This is a genomic window from Pseudokordiimonas caeni (genome assembly GCF_026719705.1).
GTDB classification, from domain to species: Bacteria; Pseudomonadota; Alphaproteobacteria; order Sphingomonadales; family Kordiimonadaceae; genus Gimibacter; species Gimibacter caeni.
Map to the genome: position 1 here is coordinate 1,770,910 of NZ_JAPPRR010000001.1, position 21,734 is coordinate 1,792,643.

Consider the following 21,734-nt stretch of genomic DNA (forward strand, 5'->3'; position numbering starts at 1 on the left):
AATGCTCGGACAAGAAGCAGCCTAGGCGTGCCACTATATGAAAAATAATATCTCTTTCCGTTATTGATATAACAGAATGGCTATAGGCCGTGTCACAGTCGCCGGGCAGTCAATAGGAGGCCCGCATGGCCAAGATTCATGAGAACTTCCTGATCTCGCGCCTGAAACTGAAGCAGCTGAAGCTGCTGACCGTCGTCGCACAGGAAGGCAATATCCTGAAAGCGTCGCAGGTGCTGAATATCGCACAGCCTGCGGCCACGAAGAATATTCGCGAGCTTGAGGAAACGCTCGGCATTCGCCTGTTCGAGCGATCATCGCGCGGCGTTTCCCCCACGTCATATGGCGACGTGATGATCAAGCATGCCAAGCTCATCCTTGCCCAGCTGCGCCACGCGAGCGAGGAACTGACCTCGCTTGAGGAAGGCTCCGCAGGCCGCATCTTCGTCGGCACCCTTCTTTCTGCCTCATCCGCGCTTCTGCCGCGTGCCGTGGCGCTGATGAAGGCAGAACGGCCGGGGATCGCCATCACCATCATCGAGGGCATCAACGACAAGCTGATGCCGAGCCTCAGGACCGGCGATCTTGATATCGTCCTTGGCCGCCTGCCATCCTACCGCGAGCGCGACGGCCTGACGCAGGAAATCCTCTATACCCATCCGATCTCCATCGTGGTGCGCAAGGGCCATCCGCTCACTGAGCGGCCTTCGCTGACCCTCAAGGACCTTGCGCGTGCCGAATGGATCATGCCGTCGCAGCAAACGACCCTGCGCCGCCAGATTGTCACCGCTTTCCTGAACGAAGGGCTGGAGCCGCCGATGGACCTTGTCGAATCCGTCTCGATCATGGCGAACCATGCACTCCTGACGAACACCGACATGGTCGCCGCCATGCCGTTCGAGGTAGCCAACGCCTATCCGGGCCTCGCGCGGTTGCCGATCAATCTGGCCTCCGCCGACGGCGAGGTGGGCGCCACAACGCGCGCCGGCGCCGACCTGTCACCCGCCGCCGCCCATTTCATGGCGGTGCTGCGCCGGGTAGCGGAGGAGATCAAGGCCGAGCTCCTGTCGGAAGTTGGTGAGCCGAGGCTGCTTCAACCGAGCCTAAACTCAACGACAGCGGCGCCAGCCCCGTAGATTGGCCCGTAGGCCTTGACATCGGCACCCTGAATGGTGGCGCAAGTACCCAGTATCCAGGCGATATGCTTCATCCCCATATCGGTGCCGGTGCTTGCGGCATAATCGAGCGCAGCCTTGCGAAGGCCGTCCTGATCGGCGTTGCGGATCGCTGCCAGAAACCGACGGTTGGCAGCATCGTCCTCGCTTTTCGCGATATGGTCGTCGGTCAGATCGATCACATGATCGATATAGTTCGATGAAAGACCACCAACCGCGAGCACGACGGCGCGCTTGTCCCCGGCGAGCACTGCCTCGCGCGCGACGGCGCCCAGGGCCTCTGTCTTCGCAAAGTCATGATAGAGGTTGCAGGCTGCAATCAGTGTCGGGATTTTTGCTTCAGGGTCGATAAAGCCGGTGGCGACAATCGTTCCCGTATCGATCGGGAAGCCGTCATAATCGACCCCTTTCGACTTGATCCCGGCGGCGTTCGCGCGGGCGACGCAATCTGCCGCAAGCGCGGTATCGGTGCGCAGGCGGAACGGCAGGTCACCATAGTCGTGCCACTGCTCATCCACATGGATCCCTTCAATCTCGGCGCGAGCCTGCCAAAGCTGGTCGAGAACGGCGTACCACTGGGTCGAATAGATCATCAGGACATCGGGTCTGGCAGTGCGGATTGCCTCGCCGACCTCTTGGTATGCTTCTACAAGCTGCTGCCAAGGGTCGGTGTCGGGATGCAAGGCTGGCAACGGATTGCCGGGAAGCAGGAAGGCGGAAACGATAGCCATGAGTTGAATTCCTTGAAATGAATGCTGAAGGTGAAGCTCAGGCGTCCAGTCGCCATTCCATCACGGCATTGCCGGTACCGATCACGGTCCCATAGCCATGCAGTTCAGCCGGTATGTCCGGGTAATCCATGGCAGCCAGCATCCAGGGGAAAGCCCCGGACTTCACCTCGGCAAAGGCCGCTTCCACCCATTCGGGGAAAAGCCGCATCACTTCGCGCAGTTTGCCCTGCCGCATCAGCTCGATCATCCGCATGTCCCATTTGTAGCCTTCATAGCTTTGGGGATGCTCCTTGCTCATGTCTTCCGGGATGTCGGGCTCTTCTTGGAAATGCCAGTGCGAGAAGGTGTTGGAACACAGGAGAACCGCACGCTTGCCGGATTTCTCGATAGCGCGCCGGGTGGCCACACCCAGCCGCTCCATCTCGTCCACACCCTCATCAAGAGTCAGATAATAAGGTGAGTTGTTGGCCGAGATGCCGACAACGGGAATATCCCACTGCGGGCGCATCATGTGCAGCGTCGTGATGGTGCCATAGTCGACCCGGAAACGCGGGTTGCGCATCATGCGGGTAGTCAGCCCCTCCACCTTCGCTTCCTCGCAGCAGGCTTCGGCAAGATCCACATCCACATCAAGCCCGAAACTGTATCGGAACAGGTTCGGAAAGATCGGGTCAACCGACTTGCCCTCCAGCCGTGGCACACCAAGGAAATGATGACCGACCTTCGTCTGCCAGTGCGGCGAATGCACCAAAAGCACATCAGGCTTCAGTTCATCGAGGCTTTTGCGCGCTCGTTCGTACGCCCAGCGAAGGGGCTCCCAACCACCTTCGGAGCGCGGTTCGTTCTGCGGCGGATTGTCGGAATAAACAAGGTGGGGCGGGTGCGGCGCCACAAAGCCCGCAACGATTTTCCCGTCAGCCATTTTTACTTACCTCCCGCGTAAAGATGAGCCTGACCCGACGGCCGCCACCAGAGGGCGCCACAAGGTTCTGCCATGGGTCTCGCACATCCAACTTGTGGTGAATAATAAGGAATCAGGCCGCGCCTATATCCGCCGGGCATAGCCGGCAGCGCCTGATATGCCCGGCGGGTGATCATATGCCCGAATTTTATATCGTTGCGCTCCCCTATAACCAGATGTGTATAGTGGGGGAGCCGCGTGTTTGCGGCAGTCAGGAGTGACCGGTGGCCAAGATTCACGAGAACTTTCTGGTCTCGCGGCTGAAGCTGAAACAGCTGAAGCTGCTGACCGTGGTGGCGCAGGAAGGCAATATCCTGAAGGCGTCGCAGATCCTGAATATTGCCCAGCCCGCCGCCACCAAGAATATCCGCGAGCTTGAAGAAACGCTCGGCATCACCCTTTTCGACCGTACATCAAGGGGTGTGACCCCCACGCCCTACGGCGAGGTGATGATCAAGCATGCCAAGCTTGTCCTTGCCCAGCTCCGGCATGCGAGCGAGGAACTGACCTCCCTTGAGGAAGGCACGGCCGGTCGCATTTTTGTCGGCACGCTTCTCGCCGCTTCATCGGCCCTGCTGCCGCGTGCGGTTGCCCTTTTGAAGAAGGAACGGCCGGGGGTCGGCGTCACCATTGTCGAGGGCACCAACGACAAGCTGATGCCGAGCCTTAGGACCGGCGACCTTGATATCGTGCTTGGCCGCCTGCCGGTTTACCGTGAGCGTGAAGGGCTGGCACAAGAGGTTCTTTACAAGGACCCGATCTCGATTGTCGCCCGCAAGGGACACCCGCTTGCGGAACGATCATCGCTGACACTGAAAGATCTTGCTGGTGCCGAATGGATCATGCCCTCGCCGCAAACCACCCTGCGCCGCCAGATCGTGACGGCCTTCCTGAACGAGGGGCTGGAGCCCCCCGCAGATCTGGTGGAATCGGTATCAATCATGGTGAACCATGCACTTCTCGTCAGCACCGACATGGTTGCCGCCATGCCGTTCGAAGTAGCCAACGTTTACCCCGATCTCGTAAAGCTGTCGATCCATCTGGCCTCAGCCGACAGCGAGGTTGGCGCCACCATGCGGGCCGGGACCGAACTGTCACCCGCTGCCGGGCATTTCATGGCTGTCCTTCGCCGCGTCGCGAAGGATATTGCAGCTGAAATACCCGCAACCGGCAGCCTTTAGGCCATCGCCCCGCCAATCAGGACTGCGGCCAGGGCGAACGGCGCCACATAGCGCAGGCAGAAACGCCAGAGCGCGAAGGCCCTGCCGCTTTCCGCGACCCCGAATTCATCCCGCGTCAGCCCCTTCGGCAGTGCCCATGCGACGAACAGCGCGATGAAGATGGCACAGCCCGGCATCATCAGCGTGGTCACGAGATAGTCAAACAGTGCAAAGAAATTGCGGCCTTCCAGAAGCGGCACCCCGTCGAACGGATGGAAGCCCGACAGGATATTGAAAGACAGCACGCAAAGGACACCGAGCCCGAAGCTGATGGCTCCAGGCACCAGCGCCGCCGTCACGCGGGACCAGCCAAGCCGGCCCTGCAGCCACGATACCGGCGCCTCGATCATCGAGATGGAGGAGGTAAGAGCCGCGAAGAACAGCAGCAGGAAGAAGGCAGGCGCAATGATACTGCCGCCCGGCATCTGCGCGAACGCAACAGGCAGGGTCTGGAACACAAGCCCCGGTCCGCTGTCGGGCGCAAGGCCAACCGCAAACACGATTGGGAAGATGGCGATCCCTGCAATCAGTGCCACCGCCGTATCCGCACCCACGATGAAAAGCGACGTGCGGGGGATTGACGTATCCCGGTCCACATAGGCGCCGTAGGCCATCAGGTTGGTCATGCCGACACCGAGCGAGAAAAACGCCTGCCCCACCGCGTCCATGACAACCGCACCGGTGATTTTCGAGAAATCGGGATTGAAGAGGAAAGCCATTGCCTTCGCCGCCTCGCCCGCGATCAGCGCGTAGGCTGCCAGCGACAGGAGGATCAGGAACAGCGCAGGCATCATCACCTTGACGACCCGTTCGATCCCCTTCTGCACCCCGAGCGCTGAAACAGCGACTGTCGCCCCGATGAAGAGCGCGAAACAGACGAACAGGCCGGGCGCGCTGGCATTCAGCCCGTCAAACGCGGCACTTGCCTCGGTCGCAGTTACCGGGCTCGCGCCGGTCAGCGCCTTGCCGGCATAGGCAAGCGTCCAGCCGCCAACAACGGAATAGAAGGCGAGCACAATGAGCGATCCAATGCCGCCGACATAACCCATGCCCACCCATGCGGGCGAAGCGCCGCCTTCCCTTGCAACAGTAGCGATGGCCTGCGGCGGGCTCAGGCGGCCACGCCGGCCCACCATCAGTTCGGCGATCAGTATGGGCAGCGAGACAAGCAGCACAGCCCCGAGATACACAAAGACGAAAGCACTGCCGCCGCCGGTGCCGACGCTGTAGGGGAAGCGCCAGAGATTGGCGAGGCCGACAGCCGAGCCGACGGCCGCGAGGATGAAAGTGGCGCGGGAGGACCAGCGCTCGGGGGCCTTGGTGGTCATCTCTAGCTTGTCCTTTTCAGGGTCATGTCACTGCATCGACCGCGCTGTAAACCGACTTCTTCCATTCGTCACTCGCCATGATGCGATAAAGTGTCTCTGCCGCGTTCCAGACATCCATATAGCTTGTATAAAGCGGCGTGAAGCCGAAGCGCAGAATGTCGGGCGCCCGGAAATCACCGATCACGCCATGCGCAATCAAAGCTTTCATGATCGGATAGCCGGTGGCGTGGGTCAGCGCCACCTGGCTGCCGCGCGCATCGGCATCTCGCGGCGAGGCCAGTCCGAAGTCGAAACTGCCGCAACGTTCATCCACCAGCCGGATAAAAAGAGAGGTCAGTGCCTGCGACTTCTGCCGGATGAGGGCCATGTCTGCGCGGGCAAAGATATCGAGCCCGACCTCGGCAATTGCCATGCTGAGGATCGGCTGCGTGCCGGTGCGGAACCGCGCAAGGCCGGGCGCGGGCGCATAATCGCGTGAAAAGGCAAAGGGTGCCTTGTGGCCCCACCAGCCGGTGAGCGGCTGGCGGGCCTCGCCCTGATGGCGCCGGGCGACGAACAGGAAGGCCGGTCCGCCGGGGCCTCCGTTCAGATATTTGTAGCTGCAGCCGACCGCAAAGTCGGCCCTCGCGCCATTCAGGTCCACCGGCATCGCCCCCGCGCTATGGCAAAGGTCCCAGATGGCAAGCGCACCCGCCTGATGGGCCGCCGCCGTAATCCCCTGCATATCAAGGATGTGGCCGGTTTTATAGTGCACGTGGGTCAGGCAAACGGCAGCAACATCCTGATCGATCGCGGCGAGGATATCGTCCTTTTCTGCAAAGCGGATCTGGTGACCCTGCCCCAGAAATTCGACCAAGCCTTGCGCCATGTAATTGTCGGTCGGGAAGTTGCTGCCTTCCATGACGATGACCTTGCGGTCGGGCCGCAGGGCAAGGGCGGCAGCCAGCACCTTGAAGACATTGAGGCCAGTCGCATCGGTGACCAGCACTTCGCCCGCACCCGCACCGATCACAGGCGCGAGCTTGTCTCCCAGTCGCTCCGGCAGGTCGAACCAGCCAGCAGTATTCCAGCTTTTGATCAGGTCCGTTGCCCACTCGCGGGACACAACTTGCTGTGCCCGCGCCAGCGCGGCCTTCGGGGCAGCACCCAATGAGTTGCCGTCCAGATAGATCACACCCTCGGGCAGCGCAAACTCATCCCGAAAGGCACGAAGCGGGTCGGCGACATCAAGGGCGGCGAAGGCTTCGGCAGTCAGTGGCAGGGTATCGATCTGCATGGGGTTCCTCATGAATGTCAGGCCAGCGTGAAGCAGACGACCTTGGTCTGGCTCATTTCTCGCACCGCAAACTTCACGCCCTCGCGGCCCATGCTGCCTTTTTTGGCGCCGCCAAACGGCATCGCATCCAGCCGGTAATCAGTGGACTCGTTGATCATCACGCCGGCAGCCTCAAAGGCGCGGGCGGCACCGAGCGCACGGTTCACGTCACGGGTGAAGATGGCAGCATGGATTGTATGGTCAGGCGCGTTTGCAGCCTTCATGGCGTCATCAAAATCACTGAAAGGCACCAGCGTGACGACCGGTCCGAAAACCTCCGCGCAAATGACGGAGGCGGCCTCAGGCACGTTTTCAAGTACCGTCGGCCACATCACAGCCCCTTCCCGCTTGCCGCCCGCGAGCACGCGCCCGCCGCGCGCGACAGCATCCCGGACCCAGGCTTCCACACGGGCCGCTTCCGCTTCCCCGATCATCGGGCCAATATCGGTGCCCGGCTGCATCGGGTCGCCAACCACCAGCGCTTTGGTATGGCGCACCACAGCATCGCGGAAGGCTGCGTAGGCGCCCTCGTCCACAAGGATGCGCTGCACGCCGATGCAGTTTTGCCCGGCCGCCCAGAAGGCACCTGACACGCAGGAGGCTGCCGCTGTCTCTATGTCGGCATCCGCCATTACGATAACCGGCGAATTGGCCCCAAGTTCCATCGCAAGCTTCTTGATCCCGGCCTTTGCAGCAATGCGGCCCGCCACCGCGACACCCCCTGTGAACGAGATCATCGCGGGTTCTGGCGACGCAACGATCAGGTCGCCGAAGTCGCTGCCCCGCCCTGTAAGCACGGCTAACCCCAAAGCCGGCAGGCCAGCCACCAGCAGCTTCTTCACCAGCATCAGCGCAACGATCGGGGCCTGCTCGGCGGGTTTCAGAAGCACCGAATTGCCCGCCGCAATAGCGGGGCCAAGCTTGTGGGCAACCAGATTGAGGGGATCGTTGAACGGCGTGATCGCGACGATCAGCCCGAGCGGCTCATAGGCATAATAGCCCTGCCGTGCCTCGCCGCCTGCGAAACTGTCGAACGGGATTGTCTCACCTGTCAGGCGCACGGCCTCCTCCGCCGACAGGCGCAGGGTATTCACACAGCGACGAACTTCCTTTTCGGCGGCCTTCAAGGGCTTGCCAGTTTCGGCAACGATCATCGCAGCAAAGGCCGGGGCATCGGCGGCCACGGCGTCGGCGGTGCGGTGGAGAATGGCCGACCGTTCACCGCTCGACAGCGCTTTCATCGCTGCCCGTCCTGCAGCCGCGCTCGCCAGTGCCTTCGCGGCATCGGCTTCAGTCGCAGCGCCGACCGTATCGATCACAGCACCAGTGAATGGGTTGACGATATCCATCCGGCTGGCCGCATCGTGCCAGCTTCCATCATAGTAAAGCGACTGCATGGCGGCTGTCCGGTCAGGGCTTGTCTTTGTGGAGGACGAGGCTGTCGTATTCGTGGCTGCTGACGAGCGCTTCCACAATCACCGGGCCGTCGCCCGCAAAGGCATCCTTCAGGTGAGCGCGGAACTCCTCGGCGCTTGCTGCCGTTTTCACCGGCACGCCGAACAGATTGTCACCACCGATATTGCCCTTGGCCCGGATGGGCGTCCCATAGATCGGGTTCTGCTTCTTCTGCTGCTTGATACGAATGAGCGCGAGGTCGTTATCCGTCAGCACCACAAACACGATCTTCAGCTTTTCACGCACGGCCACAGCCAGTTCGCCAACCGTCATCAGGAAGCCACCATCGCCGAGCACCGCGCACACCTCGGTGTTCGGGCGGGCAAGCTTCGCAGCAATCGCCGCCGGAATACCGAAGCCCATGGCGGACCAGCCGTTCGTCATGATCTGCAGACCCGGCTTCGGTGTCGGCCACTTCTGGCCGATCAGGTGCGTGTGGGCGCCCACATCGCAGGTCATGATGCCGTCTTCAGGTAGCTCATCACGCAGCACATCAAGTGCTGCTGTGGGCCCGAAAACATCGGACTGCGGCGACATGCGGCGGAAGATTTCCGCCTTGCGCTCGGCAACCTCCATCAGATCCCAGGCCTTGGCAGTGCCGCCTTCCTCCATCAGGAAATCAATGCTGGCGACGATATCGCCCGTCACATCGGCACCGAGCGTATATTTGCCTGTATCGAGATCAACCGGAACGACATCGATATTCACAAGCGGCACATCGGGCATCCAGCCCTCAAGATTGAACTCGACAGGGTCATAGCCGATGGCAACCACAAGGTCGGCCTGCTGGTGCGTTTTGCCGACGACATCGGAAAGCGCGTGAAAGAGGACACCCGCGTAAGAAGGATGCGTTTCCGGTACCATGCCCTTAGCCATCGGGGTCAGGACTACCGGCACATTGAACTTCTCAATCAGCGCAATCACTTCGGCCTGCACGCCCGCCTGCACGGCGCCAAGGCCGATCGCTACAACCGGCTTCGACGACGACTTGAAAAGTGCCGTCATGCGGGCAAGGGCTTCCTTGTCCGCCTTGGCCGGGCGTGACGGCGCCCAGGAAACTGGCTTGCCGTCGCCCGAGGGCTCGGCGCTCATGCCAACCGGCAAGCCGACATGGACGGGGCCAGGCCGTCCGTCAAGGGCAACAAGTGCTGCGTCGTGCAGAATTTCGGTCACGCGGTCAGCTTCCAGCCTCGTCGTTTTCTTGGTAACGGGGGCGAAAAGCGCCTGATGGTCGATCCCCATCTGGGTGACGCGACCACGCATCGCGGGCTGCATCTCATCCGTAAAGGCAATCATCGGGGAACGATCAAGGAGCGCACCGCCAACACCGGTCGTCAGGTTGGTGGCGCCGGGACCGAATGTACCGAAGCAAACGCCGGGTACGCCCGTCAGTCGCGCGGTGACATCCGCCATGAAGCTTGCGCCACCTTCATGCGTGGCAAGGACGAAGTCGATCCCGTCCATCTTGCGCATGGCTTCCATATAGTCGACCCAGCCGCCACTCGGCACGCCGAACACATGGCGCACGCCCATTTCCTTCAGTGTCTGGACCAACTTTTCCGCGACATTTGTGGCACTCATTTTTCGCCCTCTTTGTTCCCTTTGCGCCGACCGGGCATTGTATCCCCGGCGGCAGATATGCCCTGACAATAGGCAGGCGGCCTATGATGAAAAAATAATAAAAAACGGGTTCGATATAACAAAGAGAATATAGTCAATCGGCAAGCCGACGAACGAGAACGGCCGCACCCAACGCGGCAAGCCCCATCAATGCTGATACGACGGCAAGACCGATCCCTGCATCGAACATAAGCCCCGCCAAGGCAGGTGCCAATACGGCTCCTCCCCGGCCCACCCCGATCACAAGCCCTGCGCCTGTCGCACGTTCTGCTGGCGCGAAAGCAGTACCGATCAGCGCATACAGAAGGCTCATCCCCGCCATCACGAAGAAGCCGGCAAGACAGGCAAACAGGGTGACAAGCCCGAGGGGTGGTACAGCCTGCCCGAAAAGGGCGACGGAGAATGCCGTTCCGCCGAGTACCGCAACAATGACCCGCGCAAGGCCAAACCGCGATGCCAGCATCCCGGCCAATGCGCCACCCGCAATGCCCGCGAGGTTCGACGCCGATGCCACACCGGCTGCTGTAGCCGGGTCGAAGCCGACGTCCGCCACGATCTTCGGTAACCAGCTGAGGAAGTAATAGATGCTCATGATATAGAGGAAATAGCCACCCATCAGCCGCAGTGTTCGCTGGCGCGCCGTACCGGCCAGCAGGGTACGAACGCCAGACTTCGGCGCCCCGTTTTCCGGCACCGGCAAAACGTCAAGCCGCTGCAAGCCGAAACGCCCGAGCACACGATTGATCCGCACAAGCGCATCTTTCGGCTGGCGTGCCACCAGATAGTCGGGTGATTCCGGCAAGTAGCGCAGCATGATGGGCACCAGCAGCAGGGCCATGCCAGCGCCAAACAGGAAAACAGACCGCCAGTCATACGCCTCCAGCAACAGCCCGCTTGCCGCACCGCCCAGAAATCCGCCGACAGGATACCCGATCGTCATCAGGGAAACGGCAACCGGCTTCATGCGCGCATTCGCAAATTCAGCCGCCAGGGGCGTGATGATCCCGACCATACCCCCGATACCAAGCCCGGTGAACAGGCGACAGGCCGCAATGCTGCCAAGGTTTTCCGTGAAAGCCGACAGCAGCATCCCGAGGGCCATGATGCCGAGGCAGAGAAGCACTGCAGGCCGGCGCCCCACCCGGTCTGCAAGCGGCGACAGGAACAGGGAGCCAAGCGCCATGCCGGCAAGTCCCGAAGAAAGCAACAGGCCAAGCTCCGTCTTGCCCACACCCCAGGCGGTGGAAATGCCGGGGGCGGCAAACGTCATGGCAAGCACATCGAAGCCGTCGAGCGCACTGAGCGCCACCGTCACAGCAATCGCCTGCCACTGCACCCGGCTCATCGGCCCGTTGGCAATCAGGTCGCGGGCGGCTGTAGTGGCCTGCGCCATCAGGCGATGGTGAAATCAAGCGGCTCCAGCCCCTCGATTTCCGCTCGCACACGGTCACCCTGCAGGAGCGTACCAACACCTGCCGGCGTACCGGTATAGATCAGGTCACCGGGCAGGAGCGCCATATAGGACGAAAGTTCGGCAATGACATCGGCTACAGGCCAGATCATGTCGGCGACACAGCCCTCCTGCCGCACCTCGCCATTCACAGAAAGGCGCAGGACAGCGCTCTCGACCGCAGGCGCTGCAGCGATTGGGGTGACAGCGGAAACCGGTGCTGCCTCGTCGAAGGATTTGGACATGTCCCACGGGCGGCGCTTCGCCTTGGCATCAGCCTGCATGTCGCGGCGGGTCATGTCGATGCCCGTCGCATATCCCGTCACATGCGTGAGGGCCGCCTCACGCGCGATATCACGCCCGCCCTTCCCTATCACAACAACGAGTTCGATCTCATGCTGCAGGTCAGCGGTGCGCGGCGGATAGGAAAGTGTGGCAGGGCGAACAACAAGGCAGGTAGCAGGCTTGATGAAGAAGAAGGGCGGTTCCGGCACCGCATCGCCCATCTCGGCCGCATGGTCGGCATAATTGCGTCCAACGCAAAACACACGCCCGGCAGCAAGATCGCCACCACCGAGGACTGGGATGTCAGGAGAAAAAACGGAAGCGTCAGTCACGATACCCCTCAAGGCCAAATATGATCGTGCCCATCTTGGAGGGGCGCTGTCAGGCAAGGAAATATCGAAGACCTCCAGCGTTATAACCACACCGATATATTAAAGACGACGCTTATTCGAATTTCGCGGCATCGCCCGGAGACTTCCCCTAGGCAACAGTTCCAGCCTGACGTTTTCTCAAAACGCCGGCACCCACCTGCGGAAATGGGCCGTCAAGGCCGACTAATATAATATAAAATAATTCAATGAAATCAATTACTTAAAGTAATTTGTGCCCGCTGCCGGCACCAGACTCTTATTGATATCAATCAGTTACATGCGCTTGGCGCAAATTTGGCGCAGAAGAATTCAAGAATCTTGCCCCGCCCTGTACGCCAATCTGGCGGCCTGCCCCGGTGGCCTCCCCTTCTCGGCAATCCGGGGAGCACCTTGGCTCCCCGCATATTCAACTGTGCTCCCATTACCTGCTTGTCACGCGGACAGGCTAGCCCTGCTTCGGCTTCGGCGAGTCCTTTGCGGGATCAGGCCGGGCTTCTTTTTCAGGGACCTTCGGCCGTGCATTGTCGGGTTTCTGGGGGTTGGTTTGGGCCGCTGCTTGCGGGCCTTTCTTGGTGAACATGAGTTCCTCTTTCATTCTGCCTGAAGTCATTTCCAGACACCTTACGATAAGCGGCCCCTGCCCCCGCCGACAGCCTCGGAATCTACTTACGAGGCGGCACCATCTCCATGCCTTTCAAGTATTTGAACAGATCGCTGTCGGTGCTCAGCACCAGTGTTGAATCGGTCGCGATGATGGCCTTGTAAGCCTGCATGGTGCGGGTGAATTCAAAAAATTCCACCGATTGTGGGTTTTTGTTATAGGCGCCGGTATAGATTGCCGCCGCCTCCCCGTCGGCCCGCCCGCGTATTTCCTCAACCGCCTTGTAGGCTTCCGATTGAATCCGGTTCAGTTCGCGGACACGGTCCCCACGAATTCGGGCAGCTTCGCCGTTCCCTTCCGACAGGAAGAGTTCAGCAATCTGGCGCCGCTCGCTGACCATGCGATCGTAAATCTTGGGGCGTACGCTTTCGTTGTAATTGATCCTCTTGAAACGAACATCAAGCAGCTCGATACCGAACACAGCGATTTTCGGCGCGGCGGAGGCAAAGATGTCCTGCTCCACCTGCTGGCGCCCTTTCCTGATCGGCACAAGCGAGCCGATGTTCGGCTCCGATGCGATTTCGGCGATCACTGCATCCCTCAGCGGAACCCTGTCGCGTGTCGTTCGAATGACCTCGATCAGCTCATGCTTTGCCACGGCATTCCTTGTTTCGCTGCCCAGGATGTCATCGAGCCGGGACTGCGCACTGCGTTCATCCCGCAAGCGCAGGAAATATTGGAGAGGATCCGTGATGCGCCAACGGGCATAGAGGTCTACGGATATATAGAGTTTGTCTTTCGTCGGCATGTCCGATGGGTTCCCGTCCCATTCAAGTATGCGTTTGTCGATCGGATTGACCTCTTGAATGAACGGCAGCTTGAACTTCAGACCCGCCGACACAACCGGCTTCCCAACCGGTTTACCAAACTGGGTGATGATGGCCTGTTCGACTTCGCCAAGTGAATAAAGCGAATTGCCGAGCGTGATGCCTCCTGCTGCCAACACAAGCAGCCCTGCAATCTTGACCGACGTTTTCATGGCTTGTCTCCGCTTGAAGGGTTCAGGGAGAGCAGCGGCAGCAGATTGCTGGCCGCTTCATCCACAATCACCTTGGCTTTGATACCCGGCAAGACATCCTGCATGGTTTCTACATAGATTCGGCGCCGCGTCACCTCGGGCGCCTTCTCATATTCCACCAGCAGGGCATTGAAACGGGAGACATCCCCTTCAGCTTCATTGATCCTTTTCAGGCGGTAACCATCGGCCTCGCGGATACGCTGATCTTTTTCACCTTCCGCAAGGGGAATGACCTTGTTGTAGTCGCGTCTGGCTTCATTGATCAGCTTTTCCTTTTCCTGCTGGGCGCGATTGACCTCGTTGAAGGATTCCTGAACCGGCATGGGCGGATTGATATTCTTCAACTGCACCTGGTCGATACTGATCCCCATGGCATATTTGGTGGCCAGCGCCTGCATCTTGACCAGCGCCTCGGATTCGATCTCCTGACGCCCGACAGTGATTACTTCATCGACCGTACGGTCGCCGACCACCTCCCGCATGACGGATTCCGACACATACCGGAGCGTTCCACGCGGCTCGCGCACCTCGAACAGAAAATTTTTCGGACTGGAAATCCGATACTGCACAACCCATTCCACGAGAGCCGCATTCAGGTCGCCCGTGACCATTTGCGTTTCACGGGTAGCATCCTGGCCTGCCGGGCTCTGGTAGGGATCGGAAGCGCCCGGCGTGATAAAGCCGAATTCCTGCTTCAACTGACGCTTGACCGGTACAATTGTCATCCGGTCAATCCCGAAGGGGACTTTGAAGTGCAGCCCGGGCGGAACTTCATCCAGATATTTTCCGAACCGCTGGACGATGGCAACGGAATCACTCGGGACCGTATAATAAGCCGACCATGCCCCCCATGCAGCAACGATCAAAGCCGCCACCGCGACAATACCGGTCGGCCCGCCCGGCGGCAGGATCTGTTGAAGTAAGCGCCTGACTTCAGCTTGCAGGCCTTCAACCCCGGCGCCGTCACGATTCTGGCGCCCACAAGGATTGGGCGGTGTGCCGTTCGGACTTTCAGACATAGACATCTACCCGACGCTTGATCGCAAGACTGGAAAATATCGCCAGAATGACGGATTCCTTGACCCTGTCAGCGCGCATCATGAGCCGTATCAGGGGAGCGGACAGAAGGTCATCCAGCCCAAGCAGACCGGCATCGCGGGGCGCAAGTGCAACAGCCTCGCGCCACCGTGCCACATCAAGCTCTTCCCATGGCACCGTCAACCTTTGCGAAAGTCCGGGATGCTCTGCCTTTGGAAGAAGCTGCAGCGTGATCGTTGTGCGCAGACAATCCGGCAGGAACATGCCCTCCAGAATGTCTTCGTCTGCTTCCAGTCCATAGGTGCCGGGAGGCAAGGTCTCGTCAAAACCTTCAAGCTCGAAGGGACGTGTGAAGGTCATGGTGGATTTTACGGTGCGCATAAACATGGCAATCCCCTTTCTGTAGGATGCTGCAGACAGTGGAATCGCGCCGCGGCGAGCGATACGATGCTGCTGAATTTATTCCCCCCATAAGCTCAAGGTGCGGCGACGCCTCGCCACCGCTAGCCTTCCATTCCGCGGCATCCCGTCATCGTCGGCACGGGCCAATGCCAGTTTATCAAACGGAGTCAATGGACTGCCTGCGTGGATTGCCGCCTTCGGGGCCTGTTCGGGCCGTCGACTGTTCGCCCTTGACAGCGCGACATCGTGTTCGAGCGCTAAGGCAAAGGCGTCCGCATCGACCGACAACATTCTCGACATGCCGGGATGGGAAGGGTCATCGTGCAGGAACATATGAACTGTCCGCCGCATGACAGGCGCAAATGTCAGGCCCTCAAAGATTTCTTCATCAATTTCGATATTGTATCGCCCCGCCTCGATCATCTCGTCGAAACCGGCGACGGTGAAAGGGTGCGCGAATGTAACGGATTTTGAGGTGGATCGGATCATCGTTTTGCCTTTCCGAATTCGGCTCTATCGCGGGCCCACCCGTTCGAAACTGTCGCCACGAATGTCCCGGCGCGCTTGGGAAATTGCGTCTCCCAAGGTCGAATACTTGAAGTCTTTGTAGTGAAAATAGAGGACGGGTACACAAGTGATCCCGTATTTCTCCATGTCTTGGCGGGCGAGATGTCTGGACGACGCATCCCGACCGAGGGCATCTCGGCTGGACATTATTGTTCCTTCCTATATGGGCGAGCCGGGCAACATCCCGGCGGATGCACGAATTCGGTGCCGCGGCGAGGGGGTGCTGGAGAGATAGATCTCAGGATTGTCAGGCCTGTCCAAGGCGGTCGCACCCGGAGAGCGACGTTTGAATTCGCTGCGAAAGCGATTTTCCGCTCAGTAGCGCGAATTTCACCTTAGACGAATTACTGCGTGGCAGGGAGGGTCGGAATATACTCACGAATGGAAGTCAGGGCCGGGCGTCCAAGATGAGTATTTTATTGCAGTAACATTGCCGGACGGAAAAACCTGCTGCGCGGTGAAAGCAACGTTACACCGAGGCGCAAGTCGCCATCTGTCGGACGCATGAAACGCGCCCCTGCGACAAGGCTTGTCGAGCAATCGGATCGAGGCTTGATCGCCACAGAATGGTGCGCAAAGTCATCAGCATGCATGTTCAATTGAAATCGCTCCTGACGTCATTGGCTCGGGCGAGAGCAAGCTGGTCAAACCAGTTTGCACTGGTCTGTGGCCGTGGAGCCCTTGGGCTCACGCCCCCTGCCCCCTGCTGCGCGGCGGCCCTCACACGGGCAATGTCCCTGTTCAGCGCCAAAGCGAACGAATCTGCATTCAGGGTCAGCATTCTCGAAACCCCAGGGCCGCCTTCACGCCCATTCAGGAAAATGTGGACCCTTTTCCGGACTGCTGCAGCAACACGCTGACCCGCCAGAACTTCTTCTTCATAGTCGACGTTATAGGTCCCGGCAGCGATCACTTCGTCAAACCCTTCAACGGTGAAGGGGTGCGCGAACGTGACAGTTTTTGAGGTCGTGAGAATCATCTCATTCAACTCCTGCAGCCCATGACTGGATCCCGGATGGCTCATGCTAGATGTCTGACTCGTGCGCATACTGGTCACGTTTTGCCTGACTGACCGCCTCCTCGAGGTTCGGGTACCTGAAGCCGCCGTATTGAAAATATTCAACCGAAACACAAATGATCCCATACTGACGCAGGAGATCACGCTTCTTCACATCCTTTGATGTCGTCTGTACGGGCGAGTGTTGAGCCGCCATGTTCAAATTCCCTTGTTCATGCTTCCGGCGCCGGACAAGCCAGTTTCCTCTCGCAATAGCTACGACAGCTTTCTCAAGCAGCTGATGCGCGAAACAAGAGCGGCGAGGTCTCGTGCGGGCCCAACCGGCACCATATCTCGTGCCATCAGCTCTGGCGCCACATACCCAGCATCAATCAGTCCGGGATTACCGGACAGGTACGGATTCTACGCATAACAATAAAAACTTCTCATCCGACCAATAATAAAAAACCATAAAAACAAATTTGAATAATAAACCCATACTCATTCAATATACTTCAATAAAAACTCTATTTTATTTAAATATACATATACGGAAGATTTATATTTAAAATTGTGATACAATGCAAAAATATTGCTCATTTCGGGCATACTCACCACATCTGGAAGCAATGAATAAAAACCCCAGCCGGTCACGGAACGACGCAAGTTCCCGTGGCAACAGTCGCCACTCATCCCTCCCTCTGGAGCAGCCTCTGAAGCTGTTTCCATTCTCGGTCGTCGGTATCGGCGCTTCAGCGGGGGGGCTGGATGCGTGCAGAAAATTCCTGACCGCCCTGCCAGCCAACAGCGGAATGGCCTTCATTCTGGTCCAGCACCTTGATCCGACCCATGAAAGCATGCTGCCCGACCTCCTGGCCGGCTACACCCACTTGACCGTATATCAGGCATGTGACGGCATGCCGGTCGAGCGAAACCACCTTTACATCATCCCGCCGGGATACCAGCTCTGGGTGGAGGGCACGACCCTACGGCTTTCACGCCCGCCGCCCGTAACGGGCACCAGACTGCCGATCGACTTCCTGCTGCATTCGCTGAGCAGGGCCTATCGGGAGCGCGCGCTGGCCGTCATCCTATCTGGCACCGGCACAGACGGAAGTCTTGGACTGAAATCCATTCATGAAGCGGGCGGACTGGTCATCGCCCAGGATCCGGACGAGGCTGATCATAACAGCATGCCACTGAACGCCATCCAGTCAGGGATGGTAGATCTGGTTCTGCCGGTTGCCGAAATACCTGACGCACTGATCGCGTTCGACCGTCGCCTCGGCGAAATCCGGGCACACAACGCCCGGTCACCCACAAAAAGTGAAACCAATTGGCTGCCGGAAATCATTGACCTGCTGCACAGCCACACGCGGCATGACTTCCATCTTTACAAGTCCGGCACGTTGCAACGCCGGATAGAACGGCGCATGGCGATGGCCGAAACCGGCCCGGAAAGCGTCGCCAATTATGTCAATCTCCTGCGCCGAAATCCGGCGGAACTGACAGCCCTGATGAAAGACCTGCTGATCAATGTGACGGCATTCTTCAGGGATTCCCCTGTCTTTTCATACCTTGCCAAGACCATTTTGCCGGATCTGGTGAAAAGACTGGCACCGAGCAAGGCGATCCGCATCTGGGTTGCGGGCTGCAGCACCGGCGAGGAAGCCTATTCCCTGGCCATGCTGCTTCGCGAAAGTATGGGCCCTTCCCAGAAGATCCGCTTCAACATCCTTGCGTCTGATGTTGACGCAGAAGCGATCGCCACAGCCCGGGCTGGCACATATTCCCGCAATATCGAGGCGGACGTTTCGCCCGAACGGCTGGCGCGCTTCTTTGTCCGTGAAGGTGACGGGTACCGTGTGACAGCTGAGTTGAGAGAAGATGTCGTCTTCACGGTCCACGACTTGCTCAAAGACCCGCCATTTTCACATATCGACCTGATTTCTTGCCGTAATCTGATGATTTATCTGCAACCCGAAGCGCAGGAAAAAATCATTTCGCTTTTCCATTTCTCACTTCGAAATGGCGGCTATGTGCTGCTCGGGAGCGCGGAACGGATTCCGGCTGACGACAAGCGGTTTGTCATTCAGTCAGATACCAACCAGCTGTACCGTCACACCAATTTCCGCCGTCCCGGCGACTTCGGGATGTTGATGGGCCTCGGCGCTGATTTTCAGTTCACACCGTCCGGCCCCAGTGCAGGGCTTGCCACAAAACAAGGCTCGCTCGCCCAACTTTGCCAACAACTGGCGCTTAATGCTTTTGCACCGGCGTCGGTCCTAATCAATGACCGACGGGAATGCCTCTATACCCTCGGCCCGACAGACAAGTATCTGCAAGTTGCGCCTGGCAGCGTAACGCAAGACCTGCTCGCCATGACCCGGCCCGACATTCGGAACAAACTGCGTCAGGCTATCCAGCAAGCTCTGCGCGACAAGGAACGCGCGCTCGTCCAATGCATCAGAGCCGACAAGGAAGGGGAAAATCATTCGATCACCATAAGCGCGCAACCTGTGCGCAGCGAAGATGAGGACCTTCTGTTTATCAGTTTTAGCGAAAACGAAAAGCGTATCGCCCGACAGGACGCCCAGCCGAACGATTCAGAAACGCGCCAAAATTACGACCTGCAGCAGGAACTGGATATGACCAGGTCGGAACTTCATGAAGTCACCCTTGCCCTTGAAGAATCAAAAGGCGAGCAACGTGCCATTTATCAGGAAGCCCTGTCCTTCCGCGAAGAATTCCAGGTGACCAATGAGGAACTGCTCGCTTCCAAAGAAGAGCTTCAGGCGCTCAACGAAGAACTGACCGCCCTCAACAGTCAACTTCAGGAAACCCTTGATCATCAGAGAACGACCTCGAACGATCTGCAGAACATCCTGTTCAGCACCAATGTGGCCACGCTTTTCCTGGACCGCAGCCTGAATATCCGCTTTTTCACGCCGGCAATCAAAGGCCTCTTCAACGTCATCGACAGCGACATTGGCCGCCCTCTTGGCGACATGCGGTCACTGGTGGCAGATGATGCTCTCTTAACTGACGCCCAAGCTGTCCTCGACAATTCCGGGTCGGCGGATCACGAGATCATGGGGCGGAGCGGCACCTGTTTCGCCCGCCGTATCCTCCCCTATGTGACCCGGGAAGGGAATGTTGCAGGGGTCGTCATCACCTTTGTCGACATCTCCGACCGCAAACGCGATGCCGACGAGCTTCAGGAAGCAAAAAGGCAGGCCGATCAGGCCAATATTGCAAAATCGCACTTCCTGGCTGCGGCCAGCCACGACCTGCGGCAGCCGCTGCAGACGCTGGCGCTCATGCAGGGCATTCTTGCCAAGAATATCGAGGGCTCCCGTGCCCGGGAGATGGTTGACCGGATGGATGACACCATCGGCTCAATGTCCGGGATGCTGAACGCCTTGCTGGACATCAACCAGATCGACGCTGGCGTCATTCGTGCCGATGTAATCGATTTTCCGATCAGCGGCATGCTTGAGCGGCTTACCGACGAATTCAAATATCATGCAGAATCCCATGGGCTTCAGTTCCGCGCGGTATCATGCGGATTACAAATCCAGAGCGACCCCAGCCTGCTTGAGCAGATGGTGCGCAATCTCCTTGCAAATGCCTTCAAATACACACGAAAAGGCCGGGTACTTCTTGGCTGCCGCCGCCTTGGCGATGCGCTTTCGGTTGAGATTTGGGACACCGGGGTCGGCATTCCGGAGGAAGAATTCAAGCTCATTTTTGAAGAATATTACCAGCTCGACAACGCAGCACGGGAGCGCAGCAAAGGGCTGGGCCTGGGGCTGTCAATCGTCAAGCGGCTCGGGAACCTGCTTGGCCACCCGCTTCATGTTCGGTCATGGCTTGGCAAGGGATCGGTGTTCAGCATCGAGGTTCCCATCGCCCGGCCGGCCGATGGGTCTGAGCACTCGTCGGCGCCGAAGCAGCGCCATAGCAGCGAAGCCGTTGCAGACGAAGGCCTTAAAGGTACGATCCTTATTGTGGAGGACGATTCCGATGTAAGGGAACTTCTGGAAGACATTCTCCGCGCCGAAGGGCACCGGATTCTTTCCGCGGCCAATGGCGAGGACGCCCAGAGCCTGCTCTCGCGTGGCGATGCCAGACCCGACCTTATACTCACCGATTATAACCTGCCCAAAACCATGACCGGCCTGTCGCTGGCCCATGAACTGAGAAAGAAACTCGGCCGCGATATTCCTGTTGTCGTGCTGACCGGCGATATTTCGACCCGCACCTTGCAGGAAATAAAAAGACTGCACTGCGTACAGCTTAACAAGCCGGTCAAAGCCAGAGCCCTTTTGGCGATTGTTCAGGACTTGCTGGGCCGCAAGGATAAAGACACGACAGATGTCGAGGCTTCTTCGTCAACAACCGTAATGGCAAAATCCGAGGGCCCGACAATCTATATCGTCGATGATGACCGACAAGTCCGCGAAGCACTGCGATCGGTTGTCCAGGATCTGGGCCACAAGGCGCGGACCTTCCCAAGCGCGGAAGAGTTCCTGTCTTCATACAAACGCGGTGAGAACGGCTGCCTGTTAGTCGATATTGGCTTGCCGGGGATGGACGGCTTTGGGCTTTTGACGCAGCTTCACGAAATGGAGCCCCGCTATCCGGCCATCATGATCACAGGGAACGGCGATGTTGCAATGGCGGTTCGAGCCATGAAGGCCGGTGCGTCCGACTTTATCGAAAAGCCTGTCAGTACCGCGGAACTTGCCGCAAGCCTTCAGCTAATTCTGGACCATGCAGAAAGCACCGAACTGCACACGGCATGGAACACACATGCCTGCCAGATGATCGAGCAACTTACAGTGCGTCAACGTCAGGTCATGGATATGATCCTTGCTGGCCACCCAAACAAGAATATCGCAGCCGACCTCGGCATCAGCCAGCGCACGGTCGAAAATCACCGCGCCGCCATCATGCACAAGACGGGCTCCAAATCCTTGCCTGCCCTTGCGCGACTGGCCGTGGCCGCCTCCAATACAGCTTCAGACAGCTGAATGACAAAAAGAATGCCCGGCCTCTTTTGTGGGCGACCGGGCATCAAGGGCATCAGGCAAAAAAATAGCTTTGATCGTAGCAATAAATCATTTTTGCGGAGCACCAC

The 21,734-nt window shown here is 58.8% G+C and carries 16 protein-coding genes; 3 read left to right on the forward strand and 13 right to left on the reverse strand.

Annotated features, from left to right (window positions below; translation table 11 throughout):
* The first annotated feature begins 125 nt into the window (after positions 1-125).
* Positions 126-1,133, forward strand: a complete 1,008-nt coding sequence (locus OU694_RS08025) for a LysR substrate-binding domain-containing protein (protein ID WP_308910462.1) — start codon at positions 126-128, stop codon at positions 1,131-1,133.
* Here the strand turns inward: OU694_RS08025 and OU694_RS08030 are convergent.
* Both OU694_RS08030 and OU694_RS08035 read right to left on the reverse strand, forming a co-directional pair.
* Positions 1,091-1,903 carry a DODA-type extradiol aromatic ring-opening family dioxygenase gene (locus OU694_RS08030; RefSeq protein WP_308910463.1) on the reverse strand — a complete coding sequence of 271 codons (813 nt, stop codon included), beginning with the start codon at positions 1,901-1,903 and terminating at the stop codon, positions 1,091-1,093. The two genes, OU694_RS08025 and OU694_RS08030, sit on opposite strands and share 43 nt — an antisense overlap.
* A 37-nt stretch (positions 1,904-1,940) precedes the next feature.
* On the reverse strand, positions 1,941-2,825 hold the full coding sequence (locus OU694_RS08035; protein ID WP_308910464.1) for a DODA-type extradiol aromatic ring-opening family dioxygenase: 885 nt from the start codon (positions 2,823-2,825) through the stop codon (positions 1,941-1,943).
* 263 nt (positions 2,826-3,088) lie between these two features.
* On the opposite strand from OU694_RS08035, the gene OU694_RS08040 reads away from it, so the two are divergent.
* Complete coding sequence (locus tag OU694_RS08040; RefSeq protein ID WP_308910465.1) at positions 3,089-4,045, forward strand: LysR substrate-binding domain-containing protein; 957 nt, start codon at positions 3,089-3,091, stop codon at positions 4,043-4,045.
* Here OU694_RS08040 and OU694_RS08045 read toward each other — a convergent pair.
* The 11 genes from OU694_RS08045 to OU694_RS08095 form a co-directional block, all read right to left on the reverse strand.
* Positions 4,042-5,412 (reverse strand): sodium-dependent transporter, encoded by a 1,371-nt coding sequence (locus tag OU694_RS08045; RefSeq protein ID WP_308910466.1) that lies wholly within the window; start codon positions 5,410-5,412, stop codon positions 4,042-4,044. The genes OU694_RS08040 and OU694_RS08045 overlap by 4 nt on opposite strands.
* A 22-nt stretch (positions 5,413-5,434) precedes the next feature.
* The gene (kynU, locus tag OU694_RS08050; protein WP_308910467.1) at positions 5,435-6,688 is read right to left on the reverse strand and encodes a kynureninase; all 1,254 of its coding nucleotides are present in this window, start codon (positions 6,686-6,688) and stop codon (positions 5,435-5,437) included.
* A gap of 17 nt (positions 6,689-6,705) precedes the next feature.
* Positions 6,706-8,124, reverse strand: a complete 1,419-nt coding sequence (locus OU694_RS08055) for an aldehyde dehydrogenase family protein (protein ID WP_308910468.1) — start codon at positions 8,122-8,124, stop codon at positions 6,706-6,708.
* A 13-nt stretch (positions 8,125-8,137) separates the two neighbouring features.
* Positions 8,138-9,763, reverse strand: a complete 1,626-nt coding sequence (locus OU694_RS08060; RefSeq protein WP_308910469.1) for a thiamine pyrophosphate-binding protein — start codon at positions 9,761-9,763, stop codon at positions 8,138-8,140.
* Between the two features lie 133 nt (positions 9,764-9,896).
* Positions 9,897-11,195: an MFS transporter gene (locus OU694_RS08065; protein ID WP_308910470.1), complete on the reverse strand. Its 1,299-nt coding sequence runs from the start codon at positions 11,193-11,195 to the stop codon at positions 9,897-9,899.
* The gene (locus OU694_RS08070) at positions 11,195-11,869 is read right to left on the reverse strand and encodes a fumarylacetoacetate hydrolase family protein (protein WP_308910471.1); all 675 of its coding nucleotides are present in this window, start codon (positions 11,867-11,869) and stop codon (positions 11,195-11,197) included. The genes OU694_RS08065 and OU694_RS08070 overlap by 1 nt, the downstream gene beginning before the upstream one ends.
* Positions 11,870-12,570: 701 nt before the next feature.
* Positions 12,571-13,548: a protease modulator HflC gene (hflC, locus tag OU694_RS08075; protein ID WP_308910472.1), complete on the reverse strand. Its 978-nt coding sequence runs from the start codon at positions 13,546-13,548 to the stop codon at positions 12,571-12,573.
* Complete coding sequence (gene hflK, locus OU694_RS08080) at positions 13,545-14,606, reverse strand: FtsH protease activity modulator HflK (RefSeq protein ID WP_308910473.1); 1,062 nt, start codon at positions 14,604-14,606, stop codon at positions 13,545-13,547. Before hflK ends, hflC begins: the two co-directional genes overlap by 4 nt.
* Positions 14,599-15,012, reverse strand: coding sequence for a hypothetical protein (locus OU694_RS08085; RefSeq protein ID WP_308910474.1), 414 nt, complete (start codon positions 15,010-15,012; stop codon positions 14,599-14,601). Before OU694_RS08085 ends, hflK begins: the two co-directional genes overlap by 8 nt.
* Before the next feature lie 72 nt (positions 15,013-15,084).
* A complete protein-coding gene (locus OU694_RS08090) occupies positions 15,085-15,516 on the reverse strand; it encodes a hypothetical protein (protein WP_308910475.1) in 432 nt (143 codons plus the stop codon).
* Between the two features lie 673 nt (positions 15,517-16,189).
* Complete coding sequence (locus tag OU694_RS08095) at positions 16,190-16,573, reverse strand: hypothetical protein (protein WP_308910476.1); 384 nt, start codon at positions 16,571-16,573, stop codon at positions 16,190-16,192.
* A 647-nt stretch (positions 16,574-17,220) separates the two neighbouring features.
* Between OU694_RS08095 and OU694_RS08100 the strand changes: the two genes are divergently transcribed.
* Positions 17,221-21,627 (forward strand): chemotaxis protein CheB, encoded by a 4,407-nt coding sequence (locus tag OU694_RS08100; protein WP_308910477.1) that lies wholly within the window; start codon positions 17,221-17,223, stop codon positions 21,625-21,627.
* Positions 21,628-21,734 lie beyond the last annotated feature (107 nt).

Bases quoted from the DNA above. Each gene is read 5' to 3' on its own strand.
- OU694_RS08035 (WP_308910464.1), bottom strand. From the start codon at position 2,825: ATGGCTGACGGGAAAATCGTTGCGGGCTTTGTGGCGCCGCACCCGCCC.
- OU694_RS08060 (WP_308910469.1), bottom strand. From the start codon at position 9,763: ATGAGTGCCACAAATGTCGCGGAAAAGTTGGTCCAGACACTGAAGGAA.
- hflC (WP_308910472.1), bottom strand. From the start codon at position 13,548: ATGAAAACGTCGGTCAAGATTGCAGGGCTGCTTGTGTTGGCAGCAGGA.
- OU694_RS08045 (WP_308910466.1), bottom strand. From the start codon at position 5,412: ATGACCACCAAGGCCCCCGAGCGCTGGTCCTCCCGCGCCACTTTCATC.
- OU694_RS08025 (WP_308910462.1), top strand. From the start codon at position 126: ATGGCCAAGATTCATGAGAACTTCCTGATCTCGCGCCTGAAACTGAAG.
- OU694_RS08100 (WP_308910477.1), top strand. From the start codon at position 17,221: ATGAATAAAAACCCCAGCCGGTCACGGAACGACGCAAGTTCCCGTGGC.
- OU694_RS08095 (WP_308910476.1), bottom strand. From the start codon at position 16,573: ATGATTCTCACGACCTCAAAAACTGTCACGTTCGCGCACCCCTTCACC.
- OU694_RS08055 (WP_308910468.1), bottom strand. From the start codon at position 8,124: ATGCAGTCGCTTTACTATGATGGAAGCTGGCACGATGCGGCCAGCCGG.
- kynU (WP_308910467.1), bottom strand. From the start codon at position 6,688: ATGCAGATCGATACCCTGCCACTGACTGCCGAAGCCTTCGCCGCCCTT.
- hflK (WP_308910473.1), bottom strand. From the start codon at position 14,606: ATGTCTGAAAGTCCGAACGGCACACCGCCCAATCCTTGTGGGCGCCAG.
- OU694_RS08030 (WP_308910463.1), bottom strand. From the start codon at position 1,903: ATGGCTATCGTTTCCGCCTTCCTGCTTCCCGGCAATCCGTTGCCAGCC.
- OU694_RS08085 (WP_308910474.1), bottom strand. From the start codon at position 15,012: ATGTTTATGCGCACCGTAAAATCCACCATGACCTTCACACGTCCCTTC.
- OU694_RS08065 (WP_308910470.1), bottom strand. From the start codon at position 11,195: ATGGCGCAGGCCACTACAGCCGCCCGCGACCTGATTGCCAACGGGCCG.
- OU694_RS08090 (WP_308910475.1), bottom strand. From the start codon at position 15,516: ATGATCCGATCCACCTCAAAATCCGTTACATTCGCGCACCCTTTCACC.